General features: G+C 73.0%; 14 protein-coding genes. 10 read left to right on the forward strand and 4 right to left on the reverse strand.

What is annotated here, in order from left to right:
- Window positions 1–255: 255 nt before the first annotated feature.
- Window positions 256–792, forward strand: coding sequence for an HNH endonuclease (locus I5Q34_RS01935; RefSeq protein ID WP_199890301.1), 537 nt, complete (start codon window positions 256–258; stop codon window positions 790–792).
- 139 nt (window positions 793–931) lie between these two features.
- Window positions 932–1,138 carry a hypothetical protein gene (locus I5Q34_RS01940; RefSeq protein ID WP_199890302.1) on the forward strand — a complete coding sequence of 69 codons (207 nt, stop codon included), beginning with the start codon at window positions 932–934 and terminating at the stop codon, window positions 1,136–1,138.
- Here the strand turns inward: I5Q34_RS01940 and I5Q34_RS01945 are convergent.
- Window positions 1,135–4,278: a beta-N-acetylglucosaminidase domain-containing protein gene (locus tag I5Q34_RS01945; protein ID WP_199890811.1), complete on the reverse strand. Its 3,144-nt coding sequence runs from the start codon at window positions 4,276–4,278 to the stop codon at window positions 1,135–1,137. The two genes, I5Q34_RS01940 and I5Q34_RS01945, sit on opposite strands and share 4 nt — an antisense overlap.
- Before the next feature lie 376 nt (window positions 4,279–4,654).
- Between I5Q34_RS01945 and malQ the strand changes: the two genes are divergently transcribed.
- The gene (gene malQ / locus I5Q34_RS01950) at window positions 4,655–6,763 is read left to right on the forward strand and encodes a 4-alpha-glucanotransferase (RefSeq protein WP_199890303.1); all 2,109 of its coding nucleotides are present in this window, start codon (window positions 4,655–4,657) and stop codon (window positions 6,761–6,763) included.
- The gene (locus I5Q34_RS01955) at window positions 6,760–7,029 is read left to right on the forward strand and encodes a hypothetical protein (protein WP_277965312.1); all 270 of its coding nucleotides are present in this window, start codon (window positions 6,760–6,762) and stop codon (window positions 7,027–7,029) included. Before malQ ends, I5Q34_RS01955 begins: the two co-directional genes overlap by 4 nt.
- Before the next feature lie 284 nt (window positions 7,030–7,313).
- On the opposite strand, the gene pepN is transcribed toward I5Q34_RS01955, so the two are convergent.
- The 3 genes from pepN to I5Q34_RS01970 all read right to left on the reverse strand — a co-directional run bounded on the left by pepN (window position 7,314) and on the right by I5Q34_RS01970 (window position 14,545).
- The gene (pepN, locus tag I5Q34_RS01960; protein ID WP_199890304.1) at window positions 7,314–9,887 is read right to left on the reverse strand and encodes an aminopeptidase N; all 2,574 of its coding nucleotides are present in this window, start codon (window positions 9,885–9,887) and stop codon (window positions 7,314–7,316) included.
- Between the two features lie 134 nt (window positions 9,888–10,021).
- Window positions 10,022–11,050 (reverse strand): aspartate-semialdehyde dehydrogenase, encoded by a 1,029-nt coding sequence (locus tag I5Q34_RS01965; protein ID WP_199890305.1) that lies wholly within the window; start codon window positions 11,048–11,050, stop codon window positions 10,022–10,024.
- Between the two features lie 180 nt (window positions 11,051–11,230).
- Complete coding sequence (locus I5Q34_RS01970; protein WP_199890306.1) at window positions 11,231–14,545, reverse strand: S8 family serine peptidase; 3,315 nt, start codon at window positions 14,543–14,545, stop codon at window positions 11,231–11,233.
- 522 nt (window positions 14,546–15,067) lie between these two features.
- Here I5Q34_RS01970 and I5Q34_RS01975 point away from each other — a divergent pair.
- The 6 genes from I5Q34_RS01975 to I5Q34_RS02000 all read left to right on the forward strand — a co-directional run bounded on the left by I5Q34_RS01975 (window position 15,068) and on the right by I5Q34_RS02000 (window position 25,459).
- Window positions 15,068–16,825 carry a TIGR03767 family metallophosphoesterase gene (locus I5Q34_RS01975; RefSeq protein ID WP_199890307.1) on the forward strand — a complete coding sequence of 586 codons (1,758 nt, stop codon included), beginning with the start codon at window positions 15,068–15,070 and terminating at the stop codon, window positions 16,823–16,825.
- Between the two features lie 749 nt (window positions 16,826–17,574).
- On the forward strand, window positions 17,575–19,140 hold the full coding sequence (locus I5Q34_RS01980; RefSeq protein ID WP_199890308.1) for an AbfB domain-containing protein: 1,566 nt from the start codon (window positions 17,575–17,577) through the stop codon (window positions 19,138–19,140).
- 56 nt (window positions 19,141–19,196) lie between these two features.
- Entirely contained in the window at window positions 19,197–19,715 is a 519-nt protein-coding gene (locus tag I5Q34_RS01985; RefSeq protein WP_199890309.1) for an RICIN domain-containing protein, read from the forward strand.
- A gap of 31 nt (window positions 19,716–19,746) precedes the next feature.
- The gene (locus I5Q34_RS01990; protein WP_199890310.1) at window positions 19,747–20,313 is read left to right on the forward strand and encodes an RICIN domain-containing protein; all 567 of its coding nucleotides are present in this window, start codon (window positions 19,747–19,749) and stop codon (window positions 20,311–20,313) included.
- Window positions 20,310–21,398 carry a hypothetical protein gene (locus I5Q34_RS01995; RefSeq protein ID WP_199890863.1) on the forward strand — a complete coding sequence of 363 codons (1,089 nt, stop codon included), beginning with the start codon at window positions 20,310–20,312 and terminating at the stop codon, window positions 21,396–21,398. Before I5Q34_RS01990 ends, I5Q34_RS01995 begins: the two co-directional genes overlap by 4 nt.
- Before the next feature lie 158 nt (window positions 21,399–21,556).
- Entirely contained in the window at window positions 21,557–25,459 is a 3,903-nt protein-coding gene (locus I5Q34_RS02000) for a hypothetical protein (RefSeq protein ID WP_199890311.1), read from the forward strand.

The raw sequence follows: 25,459 nt of genomic DNA on the forward strand, positions 1-25,459 counted from the left end.
CAGGAACCCTTCGTAATGGACATGACCGCGCCGAGCGGCGGCACGGGCAGCCCCTTCACACTAGCGGGGCACAACGGGTGACCCGTTGTTGTGTTCGAGATGGGGCAGGTCCTGCACGGGGTTGACCGAGGTGTGGTCCAAAACACCTGTGACCCGTTACCCGCCGATGGTGGCGCTCCGGCCACGGGCCAGGGGACACTGACAGGAGATCGTCCCGGCGCGAGCCACGCGCCGCCGGCGTACAAGGAGGCACCCGTGCCGCACGTCCTGGTCCTCAACGCGTCGTACGAGCCGCTCGGCGTCGTACCGCTCCGCCGCGCGCTCATACTCGTCCTCAATGAGAAGGCCGTCAGCCTCGAGGACACGGGCGCCTACCTGCACAGCGCCAGCTGCACCATCCCCGCGCCCAGCGTCGTCCGTCTGAAGCGCTTCGTGCGGGTCCCCTTTCGGGGGCCCGTTCCGCTCACCCGCCGCGCCCTGTTCGCCCGCGACGGCGGGCGCTGCGCCTACTGCGGTGGCGTCGCAACCAGCGTCGACCACGTCGTGCCGCGCAGCCGGGGCGGCCGGCACGCCTGGGACAACGTGGTGGCCGCGTGCCGTCGCTGCAACCACGTCAAGGCCGACCGGCACGTCGCCGAGCTGGGCTGGCGGCTGCGCCACCAGCCGGCTCCGCCGACCGGCCTGGCGTGGCGCATCATCGGCACGGGCCATAGGGACCCGCGCTGGCTGCCTTACCTCCAGGCATACGGCGCGGAGGACGCGATGGCCCGGATCGACGGCATTTCCGCCTGAGAGGCCGGGCCATCGTCGTACGGATGTCCGTACGGCGCCGGCCCGGCCGTCCGGCAGGTCCTACGCCGCGTACACAGATAGGGGGAGCCTGCCGCACATGCCGGTGCCAACGGTCCAACTTGGGCGCATCATCGCGGACATGAGCCAGATGACGGGTCACGAGAGGTTTCCCCGCACGATGTGCGAAGGGGTGCGGTGCACCCGGTGCATGGACCGCACCATGGTGCGCGAGATCCAGATGGGACACGACGGAACGATCTCGCGCTACGACGACTGGGTCTGCAACTGCGGCTACCGCAGGCCGAGCCGGGAGGCGGTCAAGCGCGGCAGCCCACGGGCGGGCTAGCCGCCAGTCCTCGCCGCCTTCTCCCGCACCGCGTACGCCGCGACCTCGAACAGCGAGTACCCGAACTCCGTGGCCCGCTTCTCGCCCTGCAGCCGGACGAACCGCGTGCCCGGCGCGTCGAAGCGCAGCGTCTCCGTCCCGCCCTTGCCGTCGGTCACCGACGCCGCGTCCCGCCAGGTGCGGCCGTCGGGGGAGACCTGGACGCGGTAGCGGGTGGCGTAGGCGTCCTGCCAGCGCAGGACGAGGCGGCCGAGGCGGGCGGGGCGCGGGAGTTCCAGCTGCCACCAGGCGTCGTCGGCGGGCTGGGAGGACCAGCGGGTCCTGACGTCGCCGTCGATGGCCGCGAAGGGCGGGAAGTCGGACGCCTCGTCGCCGGAGGAGGTGGCCCTGGCCCCCCGGGCCAGGTCCGGCCCGCCGGCGGACGGGTAGGCGCGGACGGTCACCGTGCGCTGCTGACCGCCCAGCCGGACGGTGGCGGTGAAGGTGCTGGGGGCGTCCGCGGGGACGGAGAGCTCGATGCGGGCCGTCGTCACGCCGCCGCGGACGGCGGTGAGGTGCTCGGGGGCCTTGACGGTGACGCCCTTGGGGGCGTCGACGGTGAGCTTCTCGTCGACCGTCCGCGGCTGCTGGTTGATCATCCGGGCCTCGACCACCGCCGGTGCGCCGCCCGCCTCCGCGGTGGCCTCGCCGTGGGTGAGCTCGAAGCTCGCCGGGGAGGTGTCGGCGAACCAGGGGGTGATCTCGTGGACGGCGGCCGGCCGGGCCGCGCCCGTCCAGACCAGGCGCAGGGCGTCGGCCCGTACGCCCTTGCCGGGCAGCTGCGTCCAGCCGCTGTCCGAGAGCGCGCCGAGCGGCTGCCAGCCCTTGTCGGGGGTGTGGGCCTCCACGGTGCCGCGGGCCCCGGGCGCGGCCGAGGTCAGGACGGTGACCGCCGTCATCGGTCGCGGCTCGCGCAGCCGGACGGTCAGCGGGCCGTCCCCCGGGGCCGGCACGGACGTCGCCGGGTCGCCGTCGGTGGCGGCGCCCGCCGTGCGCAGCGGACGGTCCACGCCCAGCCAGCCGTTGGCGCGGGCCAGGGCCTGCTGGAGGAACGGGGTGAGGACGCCGTTGCCGACGGTGACCTTCTCGGCGGTGATCCGGTCCCGCAGTCGCAGCACGTCCAGCTCCGCGCGCCAGGCGCCCGCGCCGTCGCCGCGCGCCTGGGCGGTGAGCATGTCGACGGCGCGCACGCCGGCCTGACCGTGCCGGGAGAGCTGCTCCAGCCAGGGGCGGACCTCGGCGCCGAAGGTGTTCTCCAGGCGGCCGGAGGCGCCGGCCATGGTCCGGAAGGCGTCCCGCAGCTTGTCCGCCGCGGCCTTCAGCCGGTCCGCGTCGGTGCCGGAGAGCGCGGCCCAGAACTCGTCCATGAGCGGCCGCAGATACGCCGACTCCTCGCCGCCGAGCACGGACGACGCGTCGTTGCCGGCCAGCGCCCGCAGCGCCTCGCGGGCCCGCGGGTCCTCGCCCGCGAGGTCGTCCACGGCGGCCTTCCAGGACTCCTCCGAGCGGTAACCCCGGGGATTCCAGGCGTAGTCGGCCGTGGTGAACAGCGGGATGCGCGACGCGGTGGGCTGCGCCGAGGCGTTGGCCAGCACCGCGGCGGAGCCGACGGCGACGGCCGGCTCCCGCCCGGTGTAGGGGCCGAGGAAGATACGGTCCTGCGCGAAGTCGTTGACCGGGTAGTTGTCCATCGTGACCAGCGGATGCCCCAACGCGGCCCGGGCGTCCTTCAGTTCGGCCCCGGTGATGGTCCGCGGCACCACGCCGACGCCGGTCCACGCCACCTCCACGCGCGGGTCCAGCCGCTTCGCCAGCGCCCGCCGGAAGGCCGTCCGCCCGTCCTGGTAGTACTCGGTGGGCAGCAGCGACAGCGGGGCCGCCTCGCGCCCCTTGCGGGACAGGTGCTCGGCGAGCGCCCCGGCCACCTTCGCCTGCGCCTCGGCCGCCGCCCGCGGGCCCGAGCCGAACGCGTCCGCGTCCGCCCCGCAGTGCCACTCGCTGTAGCTCACGTCCTGGAACTGGAGCTGGAAGGCCCGCACGCCCAGCGCCCACATCGCGTCCACCTTGCGCTTGAGCGCGCGCACGTCGTCGTCGGACGAGAAGCACATCGCCTGCCCCGGCGCGACCGCCCAGCCCAGCGTCACGTGGTTGCGGCGGGCCCGGGAGGCCAGCGTGCGGAACTCCTCGCGCCGGCCGGCCGGGTACGGGTCGCGCCACCTGGCCCGGCGGTACGGGTCGTCGCCGGGCGCGTAGAGATAGCGGTTGAGCTTCGTGCGGCCCATGAAGTCCAGCTGCGCCAGCCGTTGCGGCACCGACCACGGCGTGCCGTAGAAGCCCTCGGTGATCCCGCGCACGGCCGTCACCGGCCAGTCCCGGACCAGCGCCCCCGCGAAGGCGCGGCCACCGTCCCTGGTCACGGCCAGCTGCCGCAGCGTCTGCGCCGCGTGGAAGAGCCCGTCCTCGCCGACTCCGGACAGCGCCACCGTCGGGCGGCCCGCCGGCCGGCCGACGGCCAGCCGGTAGCCGCCCCGGGGCAGGTCGCCGGTGGGGGCGGCGCCGAGGGAGCGCAGCGCCTCCTCGGCGCCCCGCCCGCCGGCGTGGACGATCAGGCCGCGCGGCGGCGGGGTGCCGCCCGGCGAGGCGTCCACGACGGTGCGCGCGCCCAGCCCCTGCAGGATCTCGCGCAGCGCCGACAGCGCGTACGGGTCGGTGCCCGGCTCGGCCATCAGGGTGACCTCGGTGCCCACGGGGGCGTACGCGCCCAGCGCGCGCGCCTGCTGCGGGCGCGGCCACATGGACGGCAGGCCGCCGTCGCCCGTGGGGTCGCCGGCCTCGGGGCCGCCGGCCGCGGCGGCCGCCGGGTCGCCGGGGGCGGCGACCGCCCCGGGCCCGTTGCCGAGCAGCCCGCCGAGCAGCGCCGCGGCCAGCACGGTGGTCACCCCGGCGCGGCGGGGGCGGACGGCGAACGGGCCGGCGAACCGCCCGATGCCGACGGCCCGGCCCGCGGGCCGGGTGCCCTGAACGTCGTACGAGGGGTCGTCGCCCTGGAACCGCACCGCCTTCTCCTCGCCCCTCTTGTCGTGAGTGAGCGACGAGCCCATCACCAGGGGCGGAGCGTGTCAACGCAGGTGACCGAACTGCCGGTATTGCCCGGCACGCCGGTCGGCCGACGGGTGCCGACCAGGCCAAAGGCCCGTCAGACCGCCCGCCCCGAAAGTAAGGTGACGGGGAAGTGGCTCCCGGCTCCCCCGCTCCCGTTTCCCCGCTCTTGATCTCCCCGCTCTTGTTTCCCTGCCGCCGGATCACCGCCGGGGCAGGCGTGACTCCGCTCCCCCGCCCGAAGGAAGGGGGGGCTTCCGGCCCGAAGGCCGTGGTCCGGCCCGAACCGGCCCCTCGCGGGGCGCGTGGAAGCCACCACAAGTCAGGGAAGCAGCTCGCCCCTTGGCCGAGGCCGGGGGCCTCTCGCCAGGAGAGCCGATGGACCGAGCGCACCTCGCCGCCCTGCACGGCGTCGCCACCTCCTACGAACCCGCGCCCGGGCAGAGCGTCCCCGTGCCCGAGGAGACCGTGGTCGCCGTCCTCGCCGCACTCGGCGTGGACGCCTCCACCCCCCGGGCCGTCCGCGACGCGCTCGACGCGCACGCCCGCGCCGGACAGGGCCGCCTGCTGCCCCCGGCCGTGGTGCTGCGCGAGGACGGCCCCCGGGACGTGCCGGGCCTGCCCGAGGGCACGGCGCTGCGCGCCGAGACGGCGGAGGGCTGCACCCTGGCCTGGGACGCCTCGGACGAACTGCCCGTCGGCACCCACCTGCTGCGCGCCCGGACCCCCGACGGACGCACCGCCACCGCCCCGCTCGTCGTCGCCCCCCGGCTGCTGCCCCAGCCGCCCGCCCGCTGCCACGGCTTCCTCGTCCAGCTCTACTCCCTGCTGTCCGCCCGCTCCTGGGGCATGGGCGACCTCGGCGACCTGGCCGAGCTCGCCGCCTGGTCCGGGCGGTCCTTCGGTGCCGACTTCGTCCAGGTCAACCCGCTGCACGCGGCCGTCCCCGCCGCCCCGGGGCGGCCCGCCGACCCCTCTCCGTACCGGCCGTCGTCCCGCCGCTTCCCCGACCCCGTCCACCTGCGCGTCGAGGAGGTCACCGAGTTCGGCTACCTCGCGGGGGAGGACCGCGCGGAGGCCCGGCGGCTGCTGGACCGCGCGGCACGGCTGCGCGAGGCCGTGCTGCGCGGCGGCGAGCCCATCGACCACGACGCCGTCCGGGCGCTCAAGCTGCGCGCCCTGGAGCTGGTGCGGCACGTCCCGCCGAGCCCCGGCCGCCGCGCCGCGTACTGCGACTTCCTCGCCGAGCAGGGCCAGGCCCTCGACGACCACGCCACCTGGTGCGCCCTCGCCGAGGTGCACGGCCCTGACTGGCACCGCTGGCCCGGCGGCCTCAAGGACCCCCGCTCCGCCCGCACCGCGCGCGCCCGCGGCGAGCTGCTGGACCGCGTCGACTTCCACTGCTGGCTCGTCTGGCTCACCGACCGGCAGCTCGCCGCCGCCCAGCGCGCCGCCCGCGACGCGGGGATGCGCGTCGGCCTCGTCCACGACCTGGCCGTCGGCGTCCACCCCGGCGGCTCCGACGCGTGGGCGCAGCAGGACGCGCTCGCCGCCGGGATGTCGGTGGGCGCGCCCCCCGACGCGTTCACCTCACGGGGCCAGGACTGGGGCCTTCCCCCGTGGCGCCCGGACGCCCTGCGGGCCACCGGCTACACCCCCTACCGCGAGCTGCTGCGCGGCCTGCTGCGGCACGCGGGGGCGCTGCGGATCGACCACGTGATGGGGCTGTTCCGGCTGTGGTGGGTGCCCGAGGGGCGCGAGCCCGGGCAGGGGACGTACGTCCACTACGACGCCGAGGCCATGCTCGGCGTGCTCGCCGTCGAGGCGCACCGGGCGGGGGCCGTCGTCATAGGCGAGGACCTGGGGACGGTCGGGCCGGGTGTGCGGGAGGCGCTGGCCGAGCGGGGTGTGCTCGGCACCTCCGTGCTCTGGTTCGAGCGCGACTGGGCCGGGGGCGGGCGGCGCGCGCAGCCGCTGGCCCCCGAGCGCTGGCGCGAGGCGTGCGTGGCCACGGCCACGACGCACGACCTGCCGAGCACCGCCGCCCGGCTCACCGGCGACCACGTCGCCCTGCGCCACCGGCTCGGCCTGCTGGGCCGGCCGCTCGCCGTGGAGCAGCGCGAGGACGCCAAGGCCGTCGCCGAGTGGCTGGCCCTCTTCGGCCGGCTGGGGCTGCTCCCGGAGGGGCCGCACGACGAGGAGGCGGCCGTCCGGGCCGTCCACCGCTTCCTGCTGCGCACCCCGGCCCGGATGATCGGGATCTGGCTCCCGGACGCGGTCGGCGACCGCCGCCCGCAGAACCTGCCCGGCACGTGCGACGAGTACCCGAACTGGCGGCTGCCCGTCGCGGACGCCACCGGCCGGCCCGTCTCCCTGGAGGAGCTGGCCGCCTCGCCCCGCCTGCACGCCCTGATGGACGAGGTCCGCCGCCATGGGGCGACCCCGGGCGCGCGGCCGTCGCGGAGGTCCGATACTTTGAGCCCGTGAGCAATAAGAAGATGAACGCCAAGCGCGCCGGGGTTGTGTCCGCCGGCACGCTCCTGATGCTGCTGATGTCGTCCCCCGCGTTCGCGCTCACCCGCGACGACGGTGACGACCCGGGCCCGGGCCTGAGCGTGCTCAACACGCTGGGGCTGTACGTGGCCGCGCCGATCGTGCTCTTCCTGGTCATCACCGGCCTGACGATGGTGCTGTCGCGGCACTCGGACAACCCGCACACGCACGACACGCATTACGCGAAGGCGGCTCGCTAGGCGGGACCGCTGTCGCGCGGGGCGGGTGCCGGGGTTTTTTGCCCCGGCCCCGCCCTTTCACCGTTTCTCGCGCGCTTCCGCGCGGGGCGACGCGGCTACGCCGCGTTCGTCCTCAAACGCCGGGCGGGCTGAATCGGCGCGCCAATCCAGCCCGTCCGGCGTTTGAGGACTTCGCCCGAAGGGCGGATGGGGTCCGGGGTCTCCCCGGAAGAAACGGTGAAAGTGGGGGTGCCCCCTCTGGGGGAGGGTCCGGGGCAAAAAACCCCGGCACCCGCCCACAGCCGCTACGCGGCAGCCGCCGCGTCCGCCGCCTGCGCCCGCAGCGCCCGCTCCACACCCGCCCGGGACTCAAGAACCAGCCGCCGCAGCGCCGCACTCGGCTGCGCCGAAGCCAGCCACGCGTCCGTCGCGTCCAGCGTCTCCCGCGAGATCTGCAGGCTCGGGTAGAGCCCGACGGCGATCTGCTGCGCCACCTCATGGCTCCGCGTCTCCCAGACGCCCTTCACCGCCGCGAAGTACTTCTCCGCGTACGGCGCCAGCAGCTCCCGCTGGTCGGTCTGGAGGAAGCCCCCGATGACGGCCTCCTGCATCGCGTTGGTGAGCTTGTCCGACTCGACGACGGACGCCCACGCCTCGGCCTTCGCCCCGGCGGTCGGCCGCGCGGCCCGCGCCGACGCGGCGTGCTGCTCGCCCGTGGACGTGCGGTCGCGCTCCAGCTCCTTGGCGATCGCCTCCTCGCCGGCCCGGCCCGTCGCGGCCAGCCGCTCCAGGAACGTCCAGCGCAGGTCCGTGTCGACGGCCAGGCCGGCGATCAGCTCCGTGCCGTGCAGCAGGCCCTCCAGCAGGGTGAGCTGCTCCTCGGTGCGGGCCGTCGCGGCGTACGCCCGGGCCCAGGCGAGCTGGTGGTCGCTGCCCGGCTCGGCGGCCCGCAGGTGCGCGAGCGTCGCCTCGGTCCACTTCGCCAGGCCGGCCTCGCGCCAGTCCGGCGCCGCGTACAGGTCGAGGGCGAGCTTGACCTGGCGCTGGAGGGACTGGACGACGCCGATGTCCGACTCCTTGCCGATGCCGGACAGCACCAGCTCCAGGTAGTCACGGGTGGCCAGTTCGCCGTCGCGCGTCATGTCCCAGGCGGAGGCCCAGCACAGGGCGCGCGGCAGGGACTCGGTGAAGTCGCCGAGGTGCGCGGTGACGACGCGCAGGGACTCCTCGTCGAGCCGGACCTTGGCGTACGACAGGTCGTCGTCGTTGAGCAGGAAGACGGCCGGGCGGCGCTTGCCGACCAGCTCGGGGACGGCGGTGAGCTCGCCGTCCACGTCCAGCTCGACCCGCTGGGTGCGGACCAGCCTGCCGTCCCGCAGCTCGTAGGCGCCGACGGCGATCCGGTGCGGCCGCAGCGTCGGGGAGCCCTTGGCGCCCTCGGGCAGCGGGGTGGCCTCCTGGCGGACGGCGAAGGCGGTGACCACACCGTCGGCGTCGGTGGTGACCTCCGGGCGCAGCACGTTGATGCCGGCCGTCTCCAGCCACGCCTTCGACCAGGTCTTCAGGTCGCGGCCGCTCATCAGCTCCAGCGCGCTCAGCAGGTCGGAGAGCCGGGTGTTGGCGTACGCGAAGGTCTTGAAGTACGCCTGCACGCCCCGGAAGAACTTGTCCTCGCCGACGTACGCCACGAGCTGCTTGAGCACCGAGGCGCCCTTGGCGTAGGTGATGCCGTCGAAGTTGACGAGGACGTCGTCCAGGTCGCGGATCTCCGCCATGATCGGGTGGGTGGAGGGCAGTTGGTCCTGCCGGTAGGCCCAGGTCTTCATGGAGTTGGCGAAGGTCGTCCAGGAGTGGGGCCACTTCGAACCCGGGGCCGCGGCCTGGCAGGCGATGGAGGTGTAGGTGGCGAACGACTCGTTCAGCCAGAGGTCGTTCCACCACTTCATCGTCACCAGGTCGCCGAACCACATGTGGGCCAGCTCGTGGAGGATGGTCTCGGCCCGCGTCTCGTACGCCGCGTCCGTCACCTTGGAGCGGAAGACGTACTGGTCGCGGATGGTGACCGCGCCCGCGTTCTCCATGGCGCCGGCGTTGAACTCCGGCACGAAGAGCTGGTCGTACTTGGCGAACGGGTAGGCGTAGTCGAACTTCTCCTGGAACCAGTCGAAGCCCTGGCGCGTGACCTCGAAGATCGCGTCCGCGTCTAGGTACTCGGCGAGCGACGGGCGGCAGTAGATGCCCAGCGGGACCGTCCGGCCGTCCTTCTCGTACGTGCTGTGCACGCTGTGGTAGGGGCCGGCGATCAGCGCGGTGATGTACGTGGAGATGCGCGGGGTCGGCTCGAAGCGCCAGACGTTGTCCGAAGGAGCCTTGGGCGTCGGCGAGTTGGAGATCACGGTCCAGCCCGCGGGGGCCTTCACGGTGAACCGGAACGCCGCCTTCAGGTCCGGCTGCTCGAACGACGCGAAGACGCGGCGCGCGTCCGGCACCTCGAACTGGGTGTACAGGTACGCCTGGTCGTCGACCGGATCGACGAACCGGTGCAGCCCCTCACCGGTGTTGGTGTACGCGCAGTCGGCGACCACGCGCAGCTCGTTGACCCCGCCGCGCAGCCCCGGCAGGGCGATCCGGCTGTCCGCGAAGACGGCCGCCGGGTCGAGGGACTCCCCGTTGAGCACGACCTCGTGGACCGCCGGGGCCACCAGGTCGATGAACGTCTCCGCGCCCGCCTCGGCGGAGTCGAACCGCACGACGGTCTCGGAGCGGAACGTGCCGCCCTCCTGAGCGCCGGAGAGGTCGAGGTCGATCTCGTACGAGTCCACGGTGAGCAGCAGGGCCCGCCGCTCGGCCTCTTCGCGGGTCAGATTCGTGCCTGGCACCTGTGCATCTCCTTCGCATCACGCGTATCAAACGTTCATGGCCATCCTTCCACGCCGGGGGCGGCGGACGCCCGCGCAAAAGGGAAGGGCCGGGCCACCGTGCGGTGACCCGGCCCTCCGGCGGCGTCCGTGCGTCAGCCGCGCAGCTCCGCCGCGACCAGCTCGGCGATCTGGACCGCGTTGAGGGCCGCGCCCTTGCGCAGGTTGTCGCCCGAGACGAAGAGCGCCAGGCCGTTCTCCACGGTCTCGTCCTCGCGGACGCGGCCGACGTAGGAGACGTCCCGGCCCGCGGCCTGGAGCGGGGTGGGGATCTCGGAGAGCTCGACGCCCGGGGCGTCCTTCAGCAGCTCGTGGGCGCGCCCGACGCCCAGCGGGCGCTCGAAGCGGGCGTTGAGCTGGAGCGAGTGGCCGGTGAAGACCGGGACGCGCACGCAGGTGCCGGAGACCTTGAGCTCCGGGATCTCCAGGATCTTGCGGGACTCGTGGCGGAGCTTCTGTTCCTCGTCGGTCTCGAAGCTGCCGTCGTCGACGACCGAGCCGGCCATCGGCAGCACGTTGAAGGCGATGGGGCGCTTGTAGACGCCGGGCTCGGGGAACGCGACGGCCGCGCCGTCGTGGGTGAGCTCCGTCGCCTTGCCGGCGACCTCGCGCACCTGCCCGTCGAGCTCGGCCACGCCGGCCAGGCCGGAGCCGGAGACGGCCTGGTAGGTGGTGGCGACCAGGGCGGTGAGCCCGGCCTCGCGGTGCAGCGGCTTGAGCACCGGCATCGCGGCCATCGTGGTGCAGTTCGGGTTGGCGATGATGCCCTTGGGGCGGTTCGCGATCGCGTGCGGGTTGACCTCGGAGACGACCAGCGGGACCTCGGGGTCGCGCCGCCAGGCGGAGGAGTTGTCGATCACGACGGCGCCCTGCGCGGCGACCTTCTCGGCGAGCGCCCGGGAGGTGGCGCCGCCGGCCGAGAAGAGCACGATGTCCAGGCCCGAGTAGTCCGCGGTGGCGGCGTCCTCGACGGTGATCTCCGTGCCCTGCCAGGGGAGCGTGGAGCCGGCGGAGCGCGCCGAGGCGAACAGCCGCAGCTGCGTCACGGGGAACTCGCGCTCGGCCAGGATCCTGCGCATGACCCCGCCGACCTGACCGGTGGCTCCGACGATTCCGACCCGCATGAGGGCTCCTGTCCGTGCTGTCTGTGTCGATCACATGTGCCACTGACGGGGACGGAGTGCCCCGGTGGCACGGTTCCCATCATGCGGGGGTACCCGGCCCAAAAGTCCAATCGTTTGTCCAGGGATCGGGACGGGGCGGGCACCCGGTGTCCGGACGCCGCCCCCGCCGTCGTCATCCGGTCAGGAGACGACCTTCTCGATCTTCACGCTGCCGCTGCCGGCCACCGTGCCGCGCTCGTTCACCAGCCGCACCTCGCCGGCGAACGTACGGCCCTCGGGAGCCGCGCCCGCGACCACGACATCGGCCTCGACCTGGGCGGACTCGCCCGCGCCGAGCTTGACCGTACGACCCGCGTCCACCTTCACCTCGCCGAGCGACGGGGCGTAGTAGACGTCGCGGTAGTCGTACGCGGTCTTCCCGGACGGGACCGAGTAGCCGGCGACCTCGACGGTGTACTCGCCCGCGGCGGGGTTGGCCAGCACGACCTGCTCGTCGGAGCCGCCGCTGGTGGAGGAGCCGACCGGCTTGCCGTCCTTGTAGACGACCAGGTCCAGGTCCGCCTTGGCGTCGGCCGTGCCGCCGATCGCGGCCTCGAAGCGGGTGACGCCCGCGCCGAGCGTGACCTTGGCGGTCTGCTTCTGGCCCTGGGTGATTTCCGGCCGCGTGATCTTGGACGAGCCGAGGCGGCCGCCCTGGAGCTTCCCCTCGAAGGGGGCGTAGCCGTTGGTGGCCTTCCAGGTGACCGGGACCGGCGTACCGGCCTTGGCCTCGGCGACCGTGGCCGTCGCGGGCTCGAAGGAGGCGCCCAGCACCGTGGCGGACACGGTGTACGGGTTGTCCAGGAGCGGCGACGTGCGGCGCGACTCGACCTCGATCTCCCACACGCCGGGCAGCGGGTTCGCGTACGAGCGCACGTCCGGGCGGCAGGTGTTCTTGGGGTTGTCGTAGTTCGGGTAGCAGTTGACCGTGGAGGTGGGGTCAACCGGCATGCCGTAGGAGTTGATGGCGATGAAGCGCGTCTGGCTGCCCTTGGCCAGCCCGTCGATCGCGACCTGAAGCGACTTGGCGCCCTTGGGCACGGTCACGAAGTACGAGGTCGTGGCGTTGCGCTGCACCGTGCCGGACTTCTTCACCGCGTACGACGGCTTCGCCAGCGGGTCGGCGACCACGACGGTGGTCATGATCTGCTTGTCGACGCCCTCGGTCCGGTCGTCGTCCACGGAGAGGATCCCGCTGTGGATGCCGGCCGACTTTGCCTTCGCGACGACCTTGACGGTGACCGGCTCGTTCAGCGGCAGCCGCACCTCGTCGGAGCCCGCCAGCTTGAACGTTCCGTCGTTGTTGCGCCACTTCAGCTCGTGCCAGACAGCCTTGGCCGGGCCGGAGGTACGGGTGATCGTGACGTCGTACGTCCGCGACTCGCCCGCCTTGAGGCCGCCCTCGCGGTCGTAGAGGCCGGTGCCGAAGCCGGGGGTCTTGAGCGAGCCCGAAAGCGCCGTGGAGACGGGGGCCTTCACCGCGTACTCATGGGCGGTCGCGCCGTGCCGCAGCGCGTCCCACGCCTCGTTGACGTCGATCAGGCCGGAGCCCTGCTCGTACGCCTGGAAGCCCTTGATCTTCTTCGCCGTGCCGGTGAGCGCCGTGCGCAGATCGGCCGGGGTGAGCTTCATGTGCTTCTGCTTGGCGGCCGAGATCAGCAGCGCGGAGGCGCCGGCGGCCTGCGGGGCGGCCATCGAGGTGCCCTGGAGCATGCCGTAGCCGGGCGGCAGTTCGTAGCCGGACTCGGCGACGGGGGCACCCGGCTCCCAGGTCGGCGTGGTGTTGACCGACGCGCCCGGGGCGGTGACGACCGGGGTGAAGCCGCCGTCCTCGCGCGGGCCGCGGGAGGAGAACGGCATCATCGCGTACTTGGTCCTCACCTCGGACCCGTAGTTGGCCGCCCAGGTCTCCTTGGAGACGGACGCGCCGACGCTGAGGACCTTGTCGGCCAGGCCGGGATCACCGATGGTGTTGGCGCCCGGGCCGCTGTTGCCCGCCGAGACGACCAGCTGCACGCCGTAGGTGTCGATGAGCCGGGTGTAGAGCTCGGAGCGGGCGTTGTTGCCGTCGTTGAGCGCCGGCAGGCCGCCGATCGACATGTTGACGATGTCCACGCCGCGGTTGACGACGAGGTCGATCATGCCCTCGGTGAGCGCGACGTTGGTGCAGCCGCCGCTCCAGGTGCAGGCCCGCGAGGAGACCAGCTTGGCGCCGGGCGCCGCGCCGTTCATCTTCCCGCCGAACAGCCCGTTGGCCGCCGTGATGCCCGCGACGTGCGTGCCGTGCTCCGACTCGATGACGCCGATGTTGACGAAGTCGGCCTTCTTGCCCACCCAGTTGGGGCCGGCCGGGTCCAGCGGCACGTCCTTGCGGATCTGCACCACGAAGGGGATGCGCTCGGCGATCGGGGTCTTCGGGTCGTCCTTGCCGAAGTACCCGACCTGGAAGCCGTCCTTGTACGGCTTCATCTCCTCGTCGTTCCCGAAGTCGCCGTTGTCGTCCAGGTCGACGCGGACCGTGCCCTTGGCCTGGTCGTAGAGGACCGCCCAGGTGTCGGTGGTGTCGCCGTCCCGGTTGAGGTCGCCCTTCATGTCGCCGCCCGCGGTCGCGTTCTCGGCGAAGAGGGCGACGCGGTAGTCGCCCGCGGGGGCCTTGTAGCTGCGGCCGTTGAAGGAGAAGGAGGGGCCCGAGACCTTCTGCGTCACCGGCAGCCAGGTGTCGTCGCCGTCGACCAGCGGGTCCGTCGAGGTCACCCAGTCGACGATCTTCCGCTCGCCGGTGGAGGTCTTCCGCAGCGCCGGGTGGCCCAGGTCCACCCCGGAGTCCAGGATGCCGATGGTCACGCCCCGGCCGTCGGCCTTGGGGTGGTCCTCGACGAAGTCGACGGCACCGGTCTCGAAGGCCGGCTGGTACGGGTTCTTGGCCGGGGTCCGCCTGTCCGGCGCGGGGTACGCGCGCTTCTCCGGGCCCTTGGCACCCGCCACCGCGTCGGCGCGCGGCGTGGGGTCGGGGAGCTTGATCTCCTGCTTGAGGTCGATGCCGTGCACCGACGGGAGCCGCTGCGCCTCGGCGATGGCCGCGTCGGCCCGGTCCGTGGGGACGGTGGCGCGGACGTAGCCGAGCTTGCCGTACTCCTTGCCGACCGAGGCGCCCTTGATGGCGTCCAGCCTGCCGGCGATCTGGCCGGTCTGTCCCGGAGCGGTGGCGATCATCATGGTGACGGTGCGCTCGCCCTTGGACTTGGCCTTGGCGAGCAGCTCCGCACCGTGCGAACCGAGCTTGTTCTTCGGCGACTTGACTGTCCCGGCCGGCTTGACCGGTCCGGGCGACGGGGGCTGCGGCCCGTCGGCGAAGGCGGGAGCGGCGCCCGTGGCGGCGAGGGCGACCGCCGCGGCGGCCGCGACGGCTATTCGGCCGGCACGTCTCGCGCCGCCGCGGGGGGAGGGGGTGGTCATGGAGGTCCCTGGCTCGTTGAGGTAACGGCTGCCGGTGGCAGGTCCGGATATCGGAACCGGATGACGCATCACTTTTATGGAAGTGACGGGCGTTTGGGGAGAGTTGCCGGGACGGGAGAATAAAGATGGCGTAAACCCGCCAGCCTTCGCACCGGGAGGAAGCAGGACGGACACCGTGAACCGGTCGCGACCCGGTTCGCGCACCTTTCCCGCAGCTCAGCCGGGTGGGGCACGGGTAGGGCAAACGGACTACAGCGGGGCCGGCGGGGCCATAGGGTTCCCTGTGCCGTTCCCCGGGCCGTCTTCCCCGTCGGGTGAACGCTGAGTGAGCCTCAGTGCTCGAGGGGACGAGTGATATATGTCGGTTCGCAGTAGCCAAGATCGATGTGAGGTGATCGGCGGCGACCGTTGCCGCCCTGTTCACGCCCAGGTCATTCGCGCTGCCAACGATCCTCGGTGACAGCAGCCGCAGACCGCCTGCACGCCCGTTCGCCTTCGCGTTCGCACTCGGGGAGACCGCCCATGCCCAGCAGATCCGAAAGATCCGCAGCTACGCACCTCGACCGCCGCGGGTTCCTGGCCGCCGCGGGCGCCGTCGGCACGGCCACCGGAATCGGCCTCGCCCTGGGGGCCGCCGCCCCCGCCCTCGCCGGGCAGGTGCCGCCCGGCACCACGGGCGGCGGCACCGGCGACCCCGTCCCCGCCGGCGCCCCGCAGGGCGCCGGGGCCGCGGAGGCGGCCCCGACGGGCGCCGGCACCACCCTCGTCTCCGTCGCCGCCCCGATCGGCGGCAGCGGCTACCGGCGGCTCGGCGACGGCCCCGGCTGGCCGCGGGTCGTCCGCACGGACCTCGCCGACGCCCGGGACGACCGCGACCGCCGCCGTACCACGATCGCCTCGTTCGTGCAGTTCACCGACCTCCATCTGACCGACGTCCAGCACCCCCTGCGCTACGAGTTCTTCCGGGCCGGCGGCGAGGGGGCGTGGCGGCCGCACGAGGCGCTGACCCTGCCCGGCGTCGTCTCCCTGGTCGAGCGCGTCAACAAGCTCCGCCGCGGCCCGGCCACCGGCAGCCCGCTGAAGTTCGTCATCACCACCGGCGACAACGGCGACGAGAACGCGAAGATCGAGGCCGAGTGGTTCCTCACCGCGCTCAGCGGCGGCCGGATGGACCCCAACACCGGTGACCGGCACCGCTACGAGGGCGTCCAGAACAGCGGCCTGAAGCTCTACTGGCACCCCGACAGCTCCCTGCGCGACCAGGACAAGGCCCTCGGCTACCCGCGCATCGACGGCTACCTCGCCGCCGCCGTGCGCCGCGTCCACAGCCCCGGCCTGAACATCCCCTGGTACTCCACCTTCGGCAACCACGACCTGCTGTCGGGCGGCTGTTACCCGGCCGCCGGGTCGTTCATCTCCGACGTCGCGGTGGGCGGCAAGAAGCTCTACACCATCTCCGCCGACGAGGCGAAGTGGCTCATGGACGGCGAGGCGCACGGCGTCGATCCCAGGGGCGAACGCATAGAGGAGCTGCTGCGCAAGCACAAGAAGGAGCTGCGCAGCGTCACCCCGGACCCGCGCCGCGTGCCGCTGACGCAGCGTCAGTACGTGGCGATGCACCTGGAGCGGAGGTTCACCGGGCACGGGCCCGTCGGGCACGGCTACACCAGGGCCAACCTCGACTCCGGCCGCCTCTACTACAGCTTCCGCGTCTCGGACCGGGTCATCGGCATCAGCCTCGACTCCACCGACCCCGGCGGCCACTACCAGGGCTCCCTCGGGACGGCCCAGCTCGACTGGCTGGACCGCACCCTGAAGGCCCACCGGGACGACTACGCCCTCGTCTTCAGCCACCACCCGAGCTGGAGCATGGACAACTTCACCCCCGACCCGAACCGGCCGGACGAGAAGCGGCACGGCGGCGCGGAGATCATCGCCCTGCTCCAGCGCCACCGCAACGTCCTGGCCTGGATCAACGGGCACAGCCACCGCAACCGGATCCGCCCGCGCGGCACGTTCTGGGAGATCGCCACGGCGTCCCACGTCGACTACCCGCAGCTCGCGCGCGTCATCGAGATCACCGACAACCGCGACGGCACGATCTCCCTCTACACGACCCTCGTCGAGTCCGCCGCCCCGCACCGCACCGACTACCACGACCTGTCCCAGACCGGACTGGCCTCCCTCTACCGGGAGTTGGCCTTCAACGCGCCGGGCAAGGACGGGTCGCTGGCGGGTGACGCGAGGGATCGCAATACGGAGCTGTTGCTGAGGCGGTGAGTCCTTCGGGTCCTTCGGGTCCTTCGGATCACGGGTCGGATTCCGGGAACCGGCCTTCCGGGTTTTCACGTCCGGAAGGCCGGTTCCCTTTTGCGCGGGACCGGCCGGACCGGGTGCGCAGGTGACACATTCGGGCCGCGCATTCACCGGGTTCGAGCCCGCCTGTGCCGCCGGGGGCCAGTGGAAGAACTGCGATTCGGCCAGGGCGCGGACCGTTCCGGCCGGTCGGCCGGAACGGCCGTGCGGCCGGAGTTGTCCGACGGGCCAGATCTTCGATTTACCGGGTAACGCCCTTTTCGCTTCCGGTGCTTGGCCGCCTATTTCGATTCCGTTTGTGCGTGAACAATGAATTCCGGTTTTCGGGCGAGGGCCGCGATCCGGCTCCGGAGCGGTGAATTCCAGTGGCGGAAAGACGATCATTGCCGTGGATGTGCGCGGCGGTTAGGTTCTCCGGGGGAACAGCTCCGGCCACATCGGCGGGGCTGGAGGGGGGAAGCGGTGAACCGCACATCTGCGCGCCCGGATGCGACAGCGTCCGTCGGCGTCATGCCGGCCCGTGGGGTGCGGCGTCCGGAGAAGAGCTCCGGCTTATAACCGGGCGCGGCCGTACGGGCCGCCCGGAATGTCATTGCCTTGGACGAACTCGCGGCAATTCGCGTCGCCTTGACGCGCCCATGCCCCTGCGAGTGTTCGCCGCCTGCACACATCACGTCGCCCCCGCGCGACGTCAGAGGGGTTTCGGAACCACCATGCACAAGAGACATCTCGCCTCCGCGCGCGTCCGGAGGATCGTCACACGCGGCCTCGTCACCACCACCGCGCTCGCCGCCGTGACCGGCGTCGTCGCGCAGGACGCCGCCCTCGCCGCGCCGTCGGGCGCCGTCGCCCAGGCGGACGCCATCGGGACCGACGGCGAGCAGCGCGTCGCGGCCGCCGCTGTCATCGACTTCTTCCCGAGCAACGCGAACCTGCAGCTCAGCGACTACGAGTTCATCCGCCTGCTGTGGCAGAAGGCCGGCGAGCCGGGCGAGAAGTGGACCGTGGTGCGCACGGCGGCCGAGGCGGCCATGGCCAGTTCCTCCGCCGAGGACCACGTGCGGTTCATCGTCACGGGCATCGTCGAGGCCGGGAAGACCGACAAGAAGCGCCAGGACGACAAGGCCGAGGCCGACCGCGCGGCCCGCCTCGCCAAGTCCCAGGCGCTGCTGGCCGTCGGCATCCCGAGCACCCCGGAGCTCCTGGGGCTGAGCGACGACAACTTCATCCGGGCCGTTGTGAACCACTCGGCCGCCGGGCCGGAGGTCCGGAAGGCGGGCATCAAGGCGCTGGCCGGGGGTGCCGCCGACTGGCGGGAGTTCATCGTCAACGGCGCCCGGGAGGCGCACGCGCGCGACTGGGCCAACCACCTCAAGGAGCTGGAGGAGAAGGACCGCAAGGAGGCCGAGCGGCGCCGGGAGCTGGCCGCGCGGACGGCCGCCGCGGCGCTCTTCCGCACGGCGCCGACGGAGGCGATGCTCGCCCTGGGCGACGACAACTTCATCCGGGAGCTGCTGCGCACGGCCCCGGACGATCTGCGCGGCAGTGAGCTCTACGCGGCTGCGCAGCGCGCGGTGCTGAGCTCCGACCCGGCGGAGTGGAAGAAGTTCATCCACTCCGGCGCCGAGGAGGCGTACAAGCGCGACGACGAGATCCGTCGGAAGACGCTCGCGGAGGAGAACCGCAAGGCCGTCCTGCGGATCCAGGCCTTGGCGGAGAACGGCGGGCTGAACCCCAACCTGGTGGCCGCCGCGAAGAAGGCGCTGTCCGGTACCGACGAGGAGGTCGCCGAGTTCCTCAAGAAGGACAATCAGTACCGGGCGCGGCGGCAGTCCTTCCGGGTGAGCGGCGGAGAGTGGGCGGGCTGGTACATCCGCCGGTCCGGTGCGGACGGCGACGAGGCGTTCCTCGGTCCGGTGGACTCCGGGAGCAAGCAGGCCGTCCGCGAGGACGCCACCTGGGTCATCGTGCCGGCGCTGGCCAACAACCCGGGGTGCTTCTCCTTCGAATCGGTGAGCAAGTCCGGTCACTACCTGAAGCTCAAGCACGGGACCGACGACGTGCGGGTTTCCCCGGACGACGGCAGCCGGGAATCCCGGGAGGACGCCACGTGGTGCCCCCGCGAGGGCGCCACCGGGTCCGGGAACTCCTTCGTTTCGGCGAGCGATCCGGACAAGTGGTTGCAGTCCCACAAGGGTGTGCTCCACGCGACCGATCGGATCGGCACCGCTTTCGCGGACGCGGCGACCTGGAACGTCTCTTCCCCGCTCGCGCGCTGACCCGCTCCCTCACCGAGTTCACCCCTGAAAGAACGGATGCCACGATGTTCCGGACCATGCGAGCCGCGCTGGCCGTCGGCGCCAGCATCGCCGCGCTGGCCGGCGGTGCGACCACCGCGTACGCAGACCCCGCCGACACCTCCTCCTACGTACGGTTGCGGGCGGAGCACAGCGACAAGTGCCTCACCATCGAGAGCGCCAGGATCGGCGAGGGCGCGAACGCGGTCCAGCAGTCCTGTGCCGACGACTTGGACAACCAGCTCTTCGGGCTGAAGTCCGTCGGCTCGGGGACCCTCTCCGTGCGGGCCAAGCACAGCGGTCGGTGTCTCGGCGCCGGGCAGTCCACCGACTGGGACGTCCAGCAGCTCTGGTGTGCCGACGACTCCTCCAGCCAGCGCTGGCGCGTGATGCTCGTCGAGGTCGGCAAGGGCCTGTACGAACTGCGCCCGGTGGACGCCCTGGAGTACTGCCTGACCATCCCCGGCTACAGCCAGGACGAAGGCGCGAAGGCGTCGATCTACAGCTGCAACGGAGCCTCCTCCCAGCGCTGGCGCATGGTGCCCGCCTCCTCCTGACGCCCACTGTCGATCAGAAACGGATTTCACGATGGCACGGATCATTCGATCCGCACTGGCGCTCGGCGCCGGACTCGTCGCGCTGGCCGGCGCCACGACCACCGCACACGCGCAGGGACGGGCCGCCGCTCCCGCTGCCGCCGCCGGGGACACGGTCGTCCAGATCGAAGCGGGGGACAGCAACCGGTGCCTGGCCATCCCCAGCGACCCCAACGTCAAGAACGGCGGGCGCGCCCACCTCGACTTCTGCGTGGACTGGGCGTGGACGAAGTGGCGCGTGGTCCCCGTCGACAACTCCTCCGTCGAGCTCCGTTCGGTGAAGGACGGCCGGTGCCTGGAGGTGGAGAACAGCGGTACCCAGGTCAAGGCCGTGGTCCAGTCGTGGGACTGCTCCGGGGGCAAGCAGATGCGCTGGCAGATGGACCTCGTCGATCCCGTCCGCCAGCTCTACCAGCTGCGTCCCACGCACGTTCAGGACCGCTGCCTCGACGTGCCCGACGAGGACGTCGTCGAGGGCAAGCCGCTGTGGCAGTGGTACTGCAACCAGAGCTCGGCCCAGCTCTGGCGGATCAAGCCGGTCGCGGAGAAGGCGTCGTGAGAGGCCGGCGGTGGGCCGTACCCGCGCTGACCGTCTGCCTGCTGGCCGGCGGCTCGTTCGCGGGAGCGGCCCCCGCCGGGGCCGCCGCGGCCGCCGGCCAGCAGGCCGAACCGTCCGCGCCCGCCCTCATCTCCGCGGCCGCCGCCGAGGACGCCCGCAACCGGGTCCGCAAGATGGCCATGTCGTCCCTCCCGGACGAGATCCGCAGCTCCGCCTGGCTCGCCCTGCGCAGCAGCCGCGGCGACGCGGCGATCGCCGAATGGCTGGCGCCCGGCGGCGGATTCCAGAAGGCGCTCCAGCGGATGCGCACCACCCAGAACCTGAACCGCGCGTTCTGCGAACGGGTGCTGCTCACCCACCCCGCCTCGTTCTCCCCCGAGGTGCACGCCGCGGCCGAGCGGGCCGTAGCGGGAACGCCCGTCGACCAGGCCGCGTTCGTCAGGTCCGGCTACGACGCGGCCCTGAAGCGCGACCGGGCGGCCCGGGAGGCCGACGAGAAGCGCGAGGCCGAAGTCGCCGCGAGGGACCGGGACTTCGTCCGGAACATCGCGGAGAACGACCCGGGCGAGCAGGTGCGGGTCGCCGCGCGGTGGGCGCTGCGGCCCGGGGCCGGTGACGCGGACGTGGCGGAGTTCTTCGGCTACGGCTGGACCACCGGCGCGACCCTCGACCTCGAGGGCTACCGGATGCGCATCGCGGACGCGGAGGTGGCGCGGCACCACACCCTCTCCCTCCTGCTGGAGAAGGCCACAGCCGCAGAGGAGGCCCTGAAGAGCGCGGCCGACAAGGCCAAGGCCCGCGCCGAGGCCGAACGGGCCTGGGGCGAGGTGGCCGACCACGCCGACGCCGCGCGCAAGGCGTGGCTGGCCGAGCGGGACACGGCCGTGGCGCAGGCGGAGAACTGGCGGAACGTCGCCAAGGCGTCCAAGGACTCGGCCGACCGGCTCTGGAAGAACATCGGCGACGCCGCCGCGGCCAACCAGGACTCCTGGACCGGGGAACAGACGGAGGCGGCCGGTACGGCCGGTTTCTGGAAAGACATGTTCGACCGGGCCCAGGACAGCGAGGACCGCGTGAAGGGCTGACCCGCCCCGCGCCGGTCCCGCTTCAACCCCCCGACCCCTGCCCGCAGATGAAGGGCAGGGGTCTTTCTTTTCCCTTTCATTCCTTTCATTAGGAGGATCCTGTGATGGGTGGATTCCGGCCGAGGGCCGGAAGACCGCGCGGTGGTGTGACCCGCGCGGTGAGAACGGCGGTGTCGACGGCGGTGGCCGTGGCGCTGCTGGGCGGACTGACCGGGCAGGCGGCCGGCGCCGCGGAGAGGCCCGAGCGCCTCTCCGGGATCGCCCTGTCCGCCCCGGCGGCCGCACCGGTACCTCGTCCGCAGGCCGCGTTCGAGCGCCGGGCCGATGACGGCGACCGGCAACTCGTCGAGGTCATGGCCGAGTTCGACGAGGACGAGGAGGTCAAGGCGGCCGCGAGGAAGGCACTGGAGAGCAGCGATCCGAACGCGGTCCGGGAGTTCCTGGAGCACGGCGAGGCCGAGGCCCGCAAGCGGTCCCAGGAGAAGAAGGACGCCGCCGACGCCGGGAACCGGCGCAAGATCGAGGCGATGCGCGGGACCGGCGGTCCGTACTTCGAGCAGGAGGTGGCCCGGGTCCTCAAGGGCTCGGCGCGCGACCGCGCCGACTTCCTGGCGTTCGGCGCGGAGATAGCCCGGCAGCGGGACAAGAAGACCGACGAGAACGACAAGAAACAGGCGGCGGAGAACCGCAAGCGCGTCGAGATGCTGGCCGCCGCCGGCGGGCCGGAGGTCAAGAAGGCCGCCCGGGCGGCGCTGGCCACCGACGACGACAAGGTGATCGCGGAGTTCCTGGAGAAGGGCTACCAGGAGGCCGCGAAGAAGGACGCCGACGCCCGCGCGGCCCACGAGAAGGCCGAGAAGGAGGCGCGGGAGGCCGCCGAGAAGCTCAAGGAACTGGCGGAGAAGTCCGCCCGCGCCGCGGAGGCCCGCACCAAGCTGATCGCGGCCCACGGTGACGCCGTCAAGGCCCTCAAGAACGCGTCCAACGCCATGAGTTCGGCCGCCGCCGCGTCGCGGCAGGCGGACCGGATGCTGGCCGCCGACCGGGCCGGCAAGCGGCTGTCCGACTACGACGGGGTCAAGGCCGAGGTCGCCCGCCAGGTCGGCAACGCGAACGACGCGGCCAAGGCGGCCGAGGTCGCCGCGCGGCAGGCCAAGGCACAGGCCGACGTGCTCGTGGAGACCGGGCTGACGCACGGCGTGCAGTGGTCCGAGGTCGCCCAGGGCATCAAGGCGGCGGCGGACGCGGCCGTCAGGGCGAGCGAGACCGCGCAGCACGCGGTGGACGCCACGGCGGCCGACGCGGCCGGGCTGAACGCCAAGAACGCCACCGAGCTGCACGAGCAGCAGGCCAGGCAGTGGCGGGCCAACGCCGAGGAGCACGCCCGGGCCGCTGCCCGGCTGGCCGAGGCCGCCGGCAAGCAGGCCAAGGTCGCCACGGACGCTGCCGCCCGGGGCAAGCAGGCCCGCGTCGACGCCGAGAAGGCGGAGGCGGAGGCGTGGGACCACGCCCGCAGGACCCGCGAGGCGCGGGTCGAGGCCCAGCGCCAGGCGAAGATCGCCGCCGAGCAGCGGGCGATCGCGGAGCACGAGCGCGCCCTGGCCGCCGAGGCCCGGGCGCGGGCCGAGCGCGAGCGGGACGCCGCCGCGGCGGCGAAGGCACGTGCCGAGGCCGAGGCCCGCATCGCGTCCGCGAAGCGCGCGGAGGCCCAGGCGGCCGCCGCCGACGCGGCCGAGAAGCGCGCCTGGGCGGCGCGGATGGAGGGCAAGGCCGCGAGCGCGGACGAGCGGGCGCGCGGCGACGAGACGAAGGCCCGCGAGGCCCGGGACAAGGCGTACGAGGCCGAGCGCGACCACCGCGCCGAGGAGGCGCGGGCCAAGGCGTCGGAGGCCATGGAGGCCGCTACCAAGGGCACCGAGGATGCCGCCCTCACCCGTTCCTACGCGGATGCGGCGCGGGCCGATGCCAAGGCGGCGGGCGAGGCGGCCGGCCGGGCGCGCGGCGCCGCCGACGCGGCGAGCGGCGCGGCGATGCGGTCGCGTTCGGCGGCCATCGAGGCCGCGGGCGCGGCGGCCAGGGCCCGGGCGGCGGCCGCGGAGGCGAGCGCGCACGCCGCGCGCGCCGACGAGGCCGCGAACAGGGCCGAGTCGGCCGCTTCCGCGGCGAACGCGGCGGCGAACAAGGCCCAGGGCGAGGCGTCCGCCACCCACGCGGCGGCCCGCCGGGCCGACGCGAAGGCCGCCGAGGCCACGGCGCAGGAGGCCCGCGCGGGCCTCGCCTCGCACGAGGCGGCGCGGCTGGCCGGGCTGGCCGCGGTCGAGGCGAGCGGCGCCCTGCAGGCGGCCAACCGCACCAAGGACGAGGCCGGCGGGGCGACCCGTGAGGCCGCCATGGCGCAGCTCCAGGCCACCGTCGCCGTCCAGGCGTCGCTGGCGGCGCGTTCCACGGCGGCCGGCATCGCCGATCCCGCCAACACGGCCATCGAGCTGACCGCGCCCTTCGCGGGCACGGACGTCGACGCCGACTTCGCGGCCGAAGTGGCCAGGGCCGCACAGGAGATGGGCGCGAAGGAGGTCGCGTCCGCCGACGCGAAGGCCGCCGAGGCGGTCAAGGCCGCGGAGGCGGCCGAGGCTTCGGCCCAGCGGGCCAATGAGCAGGTGGCGCCGGCGTTCAAGGCGGCCGCCGCGGCGGCGCGTTCGTCCGCCGACGCCGCTCGCTCCTCGGCGGCGGCCATGAAGTCCGCGGCACAGGCCGCGGAGGAGGGAGTCAAGGCGCGGGCGGCCGCGGCCCGGGCGAAGGACGCCGACGCCCAGGCCCAGGCCGACGCGAAGGAGGCCCGTGAGGCCGCGAACCGCGCGTACGAGGACGCGGCCGCGGCCCGTACGGCGGCCACGCAGGCCGAGGCCGAGGCGGAACGGGCGCGCGGCGCGGCGGCGGAGGCGGAGAACCAGGCCGCCGCGGCCAACAGCGCCGCCGCGCGGGCCGAGAAGGAGGCGGCAACCGCCCAGGCCGCCGCGACCCAGGCGGCGAAGGACGCCGAGGACGCGAAGAAGCTGGCGGACTCGGCGGAGGAGCACGCCAAGTCGGCGGAGGAGGCGTCCAAGAACGCGGACAAATACGCGAAGGAGGCCGACGAGGCGGCCAAGAAGGCCGAGGAGTACCAGCGCGAGCAGGAGCGCAAGGCGCGCGAGGAGGCCGCCAGGAAGGCCGAGCGGCAGGACGGGCCCGAGGGTTCGAACCTGGACGAGGCCCTGGAGGAGTCCGCGCTCACCAAGGAGGAGTACAAGGAGCTTAAGCAGCTCTCGTCGAAGGACCTCCTCGACTACCTCACGGAGAACGGCGCCGAGCTCCTGGTCGAGATGTTCGCCGAGGACATCAAGGAGTGCATCGACGACCCGGACATCCCGACCTGCCTCTGGGCGATCGTCCAGAACATCGGCCCGATCAAGGCCATCAAGATCGGCAGCAAGCTCCCGAAGATCGGGAAGGCCATCTGGGGCATCAACAAGTTCCTCGACAAGACCGCCGCGGCGCGCAAGAAGCTCAAAAAGGTCGAGGAAGCCCTGGAGAAGGTCGAGCGGAGGCTCCCCGCGTGCCTCCGGGAGAAGGTGAAGGACAAGGGCAAGGTCAAGAAGGCCGGGTTCGCCTCGGCGTTCGCGCTGCGGGCGGCCGACGGGAAGCGCGAGGACGACGACTGCCTGAAGGTTCCCTTCTCCATCTTCCGGACCCCGAAGATGGTCGACAAGGACTACGAGCTCGCTCGCGGCCCGAATCCGGCGATGCGCGTCCCGGGCGGCAACGACCTCATCTACTTCGGCGAGTTCAGCGTCGCCCGTGAATATGTGGGCACCGGCAAGGGACCGTACGCGGACGGAATGATCCGGTACGACATGGACGCGACGTTCCTGGCGAAATTCATGGACACCATGGCGCGGTACGATACGCAGGGTCCCGGGGGCTCCCCCCGAATAGAGTTCGAGATCCCGTTCAGCCGGCTCGACGAGTTCAACTCGCTGACGACGAAGCGTACGTGGCTGCCCATGAAACCCAAGGGAAGTTGA

Source organism: Streptomyces sp. AV19 (genome assembly GCF_015999245.1).
GTDB lineage: Bacteria > Actinomycetota > Actinomycetes > Streptomycetales > Streptomycetaceae > Streptomyces.